Source organism: Streptococcus sp. Marseille-Q0941 (assembly GCF_943736975.1).
Taxonomy (GTDB): Bacteria; Bacillota; Bacilli; order Lactobacillales; family Streptococcaceae; genus Streptococcus.
Genome location: NZ_CALSFO010000007.1, coordinates 159,418 through 166,114, shown reverse-complemented (window position 1 = coordinate 166,114; position 6,697 = coordinate 159,418). Strand labels below are relative to the sequence as shown.

At 39.5% G+C, this 6,697-nt stretch carries 7 protein-coding genes, 1 tRNA gene, 1 rRNA gene and 1 other annotated feature; all 9 genes read right to left on the bottom strand.

What is annotated here, in order from left to right; genetic code table 11:
- A 16S ribosomal RNA gene (locus NGI26_RS08180) occupies nt 1–79 on the bottom strand; the annotation flags it as partial.
- Nucleotides 80–305: 226 nt separating this feature from the next.
- Nucleotides 306–377: transfer RNA gene (locus NGI26_RS08175), tRNA-Glu, on the bottom strand.
- A gap of 110 nt (nt 378–487) precedes the next feature.
- The gene (nusG, locus tag NGI26_RS08170) at nt 488–1,024 is read right to left on the bottom strand and encodes a transcription termination/antitermination protein NusG (RefSeq protein ID WP_016466132.1); all 537 of its coding nucleotides are present in this window, start codon (nt 1,022–1,024) and stop codon (nt 488–490) included.
- A 49-nt stretch (nt 1,025–1,073) separates the two neighbouring features.
- Nucleotides 1,074–1,250 carry a preprotein translocase subunit SecE gene (secE, locus tag NGI26_RS08165; protein WP_004254104.1) on the bottom strand — a complete coding sequence of 59 codons (177 nt, stop codon included), beginning with the start codon at nt 1,248–1,250 and terminating at the stop codon, nt 1,074–1,076.
- A 9-nt stretch (nt 1,251–1,259) separates the two neighbouring features.
- Nucleotides 1,260–1,412 (bottom strand): 50S ribosomal protein L33, encoded by a 153-nt coding sequence (rpmG, locus tag NGI26_RS08160; protein WP_001809375.1) that lies wholly within the window; start codon nt 1,410–1,412, stop codon nt 1,260–1,262.
- A gap of 120 nt (nt 1,413–1,532) precedes the next feature.
- A complete protein-coding gene (locus NGI26_RS08155) occupies nt 1,533–2,225 on the bottom strand; it encodes a phosphoglycerate mutase (protein ID WP_251938606.1) in 693 nt (230 codons plus the stop codon).
- Between the two features lie 131 nt (nt 2,226–2,356).
- On the bottom strand, nt 2,357–2,725 hold the full coding sequence (locus tag NGI26_RS08150; protein WP_251938604.1) for a hypothetical protein: 369 nt from the start codon (nt 2,723–2,725) through the stop codon (nt 2,357–2,359).
- Between the two features lie 100 nt (nt 2,726–2,825).
- The gene (gene ileS / locus NGI26_RS08145) at nt 2,826–5,618 is read right to left on the bottom strand and encodes an isoleucine--tRNA ligase (protein ID WP_251938603.1); all 2,793 of its coding nucleotides are present in this window, start codon (nt 5,616–5,618) and stop codon (nt 2,826–2,828) included.
- 45 nt (nt 5,619–5,663) lie between these two features.
- Nucleotides 5,664–5,876, bottom strand: a binding site (T-box leader).
- Entirely contained in the window at nt 5,873–6,697 is an 825-nt protein-coding gene (locus tag NGI26_RS08140; protein WP_251938601.1) for a DivIVA domain-containing protein, read from the bottom strand. Its footprint overlaps the feature before it by 4 nt.

The window sequence follows — 6,697 nt, the reverse complement described above, 5'->3', positions numbered from 1 at the left end:
CCTTCCTTCAGCGTTCTACTTGCATGTATTAGGCACGCCGCCAGCGTTCGTCCTGAGCCAGGATCAAACTCTCATTAAAAGTTTGAGTTCTCACTCATTTCTGTCACTGACAGATTTATTGTTTTTTCATTGTTCAGTACTACAACCTTAGTTGTAGTGCCCTGCACATTGGTTCGTCTTGTTCAGTTTTCAAAGGTCTTTGTCGCGCTTGCGACAACTATATTAGTATATCACAGTCACTTTTCTCTGTCAACAGGTTTTTTTAACTTTTTTTAATCCTATTTCCATCAACCGCGATACACCCATAGTCCGTACGGGATTCGAACCCGTGTTGCCGCCGTGAAAAGGCGGTGTCTTAACCCCTTGACCAACGGACCTTGAGCTTTTCAACTCTTTCTATTATACCTACTTTTTCTACCTTGTCAACTAGTTTTTTTAAAAATTAGTCAACAGAATTCGAGATTTACAAGTAAATTAGTAACTGCTATTACAATTCAGCAATTTGGTTCAAGTTTACTTCAGCTACAGTATCATTCCCAAACATTGAAATAATCATTTTCACTTTGTTATTATCAATTTCAGTGATTTTTCCAGTGTAATCAGTAAAGGCACCATCAATGATTCGAACTGTTTGACCGACTTCGACATTGATATCAAATTCTTGTACAGTTTGTCCCATTGATACCAAGATATCTCTGATTTCTTGCTCCAAAAGCGGAGTTGGTTTAGATCTGTTACCATGTGACCCAACAAACCCTGTAACGTTTGGTGTATTACGAACTACAAACCAAGCTTCATCAGTCATGACCATTTCTACAAGGACGTAGCCTGGGAAGCGATTTTCTTCAACTTCTTTTTTCTTCCCATTTTTTTCAACTTGTACAGTTTGAGTTGGGATTTCAACACGCAAAATGTTATCTAACATATTGTATGTTTGTGCACGTTGCAAGAGATTTTCTTTAACTTTATTTTCATAACCAGAATATGTTTGTAGGACAAACCATCCTTTATCAAAACTATCCATCTTTTTTCCTTTCTTAACGATAAACTTCTTTCAGCCTATTTATACTATCTTAAAAAATGTTAATGAATCGGATTAATCCGCTAACAATTAATTGGTCAAAGATATAAATGATGACAACAAAGAAGGCAGTGTATTCCATGATAGATTTAAAATCTACCCAACTTTGTTTTCTTGTTGGCCAAGTTGTATCTTTAAGAAGTGTAAAGATATCCTTAATAAAACCCATTCTTTTCTCCTATCTCGTTTCTCTGTGTGTTGTGTATTTACCACAATGTTTACAAAATTTATTTACTTCTAAGCGAGTCGGTTTTGGATTCCCACTAATTTTAATTGAGTAGTTTCTTGAACCACAAACCGCACAGGCTAAACTTGCTTTTTTAAGTGCCATAGCGCCTCCATCTTATCTATTATAACAAGAATCCCTGTCTTTGACAAGTTAAATTACACTCTGTATTTTCCTATTTTTAAAATAAAAAAGCCTAGGAATAATCCTAGACTCTATTTTACATTATTTACCAAGGTAGTATTCTTTCACAACATTCAATTTTTCGTCAAATTCGAATACCAATGGTGGGAAGTTAGGGATTTCAACATTCATGATTTCGTCGTCTGACAAACCTTTGATGTGTTTTACAAGAGCGCGGATTGAGTTACCGTGTGCTCCTACGAATACATTTTTACCGTCTTTAAGTGCTGGAGCGATTTTATCTTCCCAGAATGGAAGGGCACGTTCCAAAGTAACTTTCAAGTTTTCAGCATCTGGAATTACTGAATCGTCAAGTGAAGCATAACGACGGTCAGTGTGAGCTGAGTATTCGTCATCACGAGGCATTGCAGGAGGCAATACATCGTATGAACGACGCCAGATGTGAACTTGCTCATCACCAAATTGTTCAGCAGCTTCAGCCTTGTTTTTACCAGTCAAACCACCGTAGTGACGTTCGTTCAAACGCCATGATTTTTCAACTGGAACCCAAAGTTGGTCAGATGCTTCAAGAGCAAGGTTAGTTGTTTTGATTGCACGTTTCAATACTGAAGTGTAAGCTTGGTCAAATTCAATACCAGCTTCTTTGATCAATTTACCAGCATCGATAGCTTGTTGAGTACCTTTTTCAGAAAGATCTACATCAGCCCAGCCTGTGAAAAGGTTAGCTTTGTTCCATTCAGACTCACCGTGGCGAGCGAAAACCAATTTTACCATTAGTTGGATTCTCCTTTTATTTTTTGAGGTTCCCCTCGTTTATCTATTCTATTTTACACAATTTTTAACAAAAAAGCTAGTTAAAATCAACGAAAAAGAGAAGAGCTATGTGACTCTTCCCAAAAAATATTTTATCCTTCAATTTTGAATTGTTTCAAGCTTGCCAGGTACAAAGCTCCACCGATGACAAGGACGATTCCACCGATCCATCCAAGAAAAGGAATCAAGGCAACTACAGAACCAACAATAAATAGAATTGATGGTGCTAATGAAATACGTTTATCATCCTTATAGTAGACTAGTGAGAGAATCCCAAGAATAAGTGTTGCAATCTTCACCAAAGTGAACACAATGAAAATAATACCCAATACAAATCCTGCTAAATCTTCATCTTCAGAAATGGCTGCAATAAAAAGAATAAAAATTGGCAAGAAAGCCAAAATAGCTCCTGCAATAATACCAATAAAGCCATCTACTTGTGCTAGTGTTTTTGTCTTCATAAATATCTCCTTTTATTTTAATAAGCTATATTATACCATACTTTTATTAAAATTTTTATTTTTTAAAAAATACAGGAGACTCTCCTGTATTTTTGTTCGATTATTTAGCTTCAAATCCTTCTGCTACTGCGTCTGCAAAGTTTTCTTCTACGATGCTTGCACAGTGGTCACAGATAGTTGCATTATAGCTACGTTCTGCTGTACTTGGAACAATACGACGGCAACGATCACAAACTTCACCTGCTGCACGTTCAACTGTAAAGGCTACATCCTCAAAGGCAACTGCACCCTCTGGAGCTGGTCCTTCTGCGATGGTCAATTCTGAGACAATCAAGAGTTGAGCAACATTGCTATCTACTGCCCCAAGAAGGGTCTTCACTACTTCATTTGGATAAACTGTCAAATGAGCTTCAAGAGATTTACCGATCACTTTTTCATTACGAGCTTCTTCCAAGGCTTTTTGAGTTTGACCACGGAATTCCATGAAAGCTGACCAAGTGTCCAAGATTTCTTCTTGGTTAGCAAAAGTTTCTGCTTCTGGCAATTCTGACAATTGAACGAAGTCTTCAGCTTCAAACTCAAGATAGGACCAGATTTCCTCTGCTGTGTGAGGAAGGATTGGTGTCAAGAGTTTGGTGATTTTAACAAGAATGTCATAGAAGACAGTCTGCATTTGACGGCGTTCGAGTGATTTGGCACCTTCAATGTATACAACATCTTTGGCAAAATCTAGGTAGAAGGCTGACAAGTCAACGTTGATAAAGTTCACCAAGGCCTTGTAGATGGTCAAAAATTCAAAGTTAGCATAAGCGTCACGAATGGTCTTGACAAGTTGGTTAAAGCGGATAGTCATGTACTTATCAACAGAACGAAGTTCTGGGTACGCTACAGCATCCTCAACTGGGTTAAAGTCAGATGTATTGGCAATCAAGAAACGAAGGGTGTTACGGATCTTACGGTATGTTTCAGAGACTTGGCTCAAGATATCCATAGAGATACGTACGTCGTTACTTGAGTCTACACTTGTTACCCAGAGGCGCAAGATTTCAGCACCAAATTGTTTTTCAACATCGCTTGGAGCAATGGTATTCCCAAGGGATTTAGACATCTTCTCACCTTTACCATCAAGGGTAAAACCTTGTGACAAGATTTGTTTGTAAGGAGCTACGCCATGGTTAGCAACAGATGTGATCAGTGATGAGTTGAACCAACCACGGTATTGGTCAGAGCCTTCAAGGTAAAGATCTGCTGGGTAAGTCAGATTTGGACGATTGACTAAAACACCATTCCATGATGAACCTGAGTCAAACCAAACGTCCATGATATCTGTTTCTTTCTTAAACTCACCATTTGGAGAACCTGGATGTGTAAATCCTTCTGGCAAGAGGTCTTTGGCATCACGTTCCCACCAGATAAGAGAGCCATGCTCTTCAAAGAGTTGAGCCACATGCTCGATGGTTTCAGCTGTCATGATTGGTGTTCCGTCTTCAGCATAGAAGATTGGAAGTGGAACACCCCAAGCACGTTGACGAGAGATAACCCAGTCGCCACGGTCACGAATCATGTTGTAAAGACGCACTTTACCCCATTCTGTATGGAATTTCACTTTTTCAATTTCGTCCAAGATTTCTTGGCGGAATTTTGATACAGAGGCAAACCATTGTGGAACAGCACGCCAGATGATTGGTTTTTTCGTACGCCAGTCAAATGGATATGAGTGAGAGATTTCTTCTTGAGCAAGGAGCAAATCGCCCAGTTTTTCGATAACAGTGGGTACAACCTTGTCATAGAATTGACCTTCAAAGTCAGAGCCAGCATTGGCCATCATAATACCGCGTTCGTTAACTGTTACAGCAACTTCAAGGCCGTTAGCAACACCGACATTGTAGTCGTCCTCACCAAAACCAGGGGCTGTATGGACGATACCTGTACCAGAGTCAGTCGTAACGTGGTCACCGAGGATCACCAACTCATCTACAGCTGTATCCCATGGGTGAGCTGTCACAATTTTATTCAATTCTTGACCACGGTAGGTCGCCAAGACCTGAACATCAGCCCAGCCAAATTTCTCAGAAAGACTATTCAACAATTCTGCAGCAACCACAAACTTACGAGATTCGCCAGCTGGTTGTACCAATACATAATCAATATCTGCTCCAACTGTCAAACCACGAGAAGCGGTGATGGTGAATGGAGTTGTTGTCCAGACAACGATGTAAGTATCTGTATCTAGTACACCTTTTCCATCTTTGACGCGGTTAGCATAGTAAAGGGAAGTTGAAAGCAAGTCATGGTATTCAATTTCTGCTTCAGCAAGGGCTGACTCAGATGACCATGACCAGTAAACAGGCTTAGCTCCACGGTAGATATAACCTTTATTAGCCATTTCACCGAAGACACGGATTTGGGCTGCTTCATAGTCTGGAGTTAAAGTCACATATAAATTTTCCCAGTCACCTGACATCCCCAAGCGCTTGAAATCATCACGTTGTTTATAAACTTGAGAAAGAGCGTACTCACGGCAAAGTTTTAAGTACTCAACCAAGTCCATTTCTTTGCGCTTAACACCTTGCTTTGCCAAAACTTGCTCGATTGGCAGACCATGAGTATCCCAACCTGGGATATAAGGTGCGTTAAAACCTGACATAGACTTGGAACGAATGATGATATCTTTTGAGATATGATTCATGGCATGTCCAACATGGATATTTCCGTTTGCGTATGGAGGGCCATCATGCAAGATAAAATGCGGTTTCCCTTCATTTAGTTCTTGACGACGTTGATAAAGTTTTGCTTCATCCCACTCTTTTTGCCATACTGGCTCTTTAGTTGGAAGTCCGGCACGCATTGGAAATTCTGTTTTCCCAAGGTTTAGTGTTTCTTTTAGTTTCATGATTACTCCTTAATGTAAATTGACAATATAAAAACCACGACTCGCAAAAAGGACGAAAATCGTGGTACCACCTTTGTTCGGAAAAGGACCTAGTCCTTCTCCCTCTTTTCCCGTAACGTGGGTAACGTCAAATCTTACTCATTTCAGACTTGATACTAAGAGAGGATACATTTACCAACAGGGATTGTAGGACTTCCACCATCTCCTACTCGCTAGAAATATGTTTGATAAACTCTTGTTCTCTAATAAGATTCTTATAAAATTAAAACTGACTCTTGTTGATTGTTTGGATCGTCTTGAGACTCTTCCTCTTGCGCTGGTTCAACAGGAGTTTCAGCAACTGGTTGAACTTCAACTTCAACTTCAGCTTCAGTTTCACTTGACTCTTCAGCAGCTTGTTCAGCCTCTAACAATTCTTTGTTAGCTGCTTCAATACGCGCTTGAAGTTCTGCAACTTCTTCTGGAGAAAATTGACGCGTCATGTCAATTGGCTCTTCTTCCTGGTATGAAGATACATCTTCACCTAGAACCTCTTGGACGACTTCCTTGAATGCTTCGTCGCTAGTTTGCAAATATGTTGCAGTCGGACGCAAAATTTCTTCCCAATCTGATGAATCAACAATAGCCAACTGACTTTCGATTGTTGATTTCAAACGTTGGTGGAAGATGCGGCTCTTATTCTTCAACTCTTCAGTTTCTACAGCAACTTTTTTAGCATTATCTGTAGCTTGACGCAAAATTTCATTGGCTTTATACTTAGCTTCATCAAGTAAGCGTTGGGCATCTTGCTCAGCCTGCTTAATGATATTATTAGAACGGTCATTCGCGGCTTGTTTTACACGTTCAGCTGTGTCTTGGGCAATCAAAACTGACTGACTCAACGAATCTTTGATTTCGTCAAAATAAGATAGACGCTCTTCTAAATTTTTAATGTGCTGTTCTTTTTCATGATTACTACGAACCAAATCTTCATAGTCACGAACAACAATATCTAAAAATTCATCAACTTCTTCACGGTTAAAACCTCTAAACTGAACACCAAAGGTTTTATCCTTAATTTCTAACGATGTAATTGGCAT

Bases quoted from the DNA above. Each gene is read 5' to 3' on its own strand.
- secE (WP_004254104.1), bottom strand. From the start codon at position 1,250: ATGGGTTTTATTAAGGATATCTTTACACTTCTTAAAGATACAACTTGG.
- NGI26_RS08155 (WP_251938606.1), bottom strand. From the start codon at position 2,225: ATGGTAAAATTGGTTTTCGCTCGCCACGGTGAGTCTGAATGGAACAAA.
- NGI26_RS08150 (WP_251938604.1), bottom strand. From the start codon at position 2,725: ATGAAGACAAAAACACTAGCACAAGTAGATGGCTTTATTGGTATTATT.
- NGI26_RS08140 (WP_251938601.1), bottom strand. From the start codon at position 6,697: ATGCCAATTACATCGTTAGAAATTAAGGATAAAACCTTTGGTGTTCAG.
- ileS (WP_251938603.1), bottom strand. From the start codon at position 5,618: ATGAAACTAAAAGAAACACTAAACCTTGGGAAAACAGAATTTCCAATG.
- rpmG (WP_001809375.1), bottom strand. From the start codon at position 1,412: ATGGCACTTAAAAAAGCAAGTTTAGCCTGTGCGGTTTGTGGTTCAAGA.
- nusG (WP_016466132.1), bottom strand. From the start codon at position 1,024: ATGGATAGTTTTGATAAAGGATGGTTTGTCCTACAAACATATTCTGGT.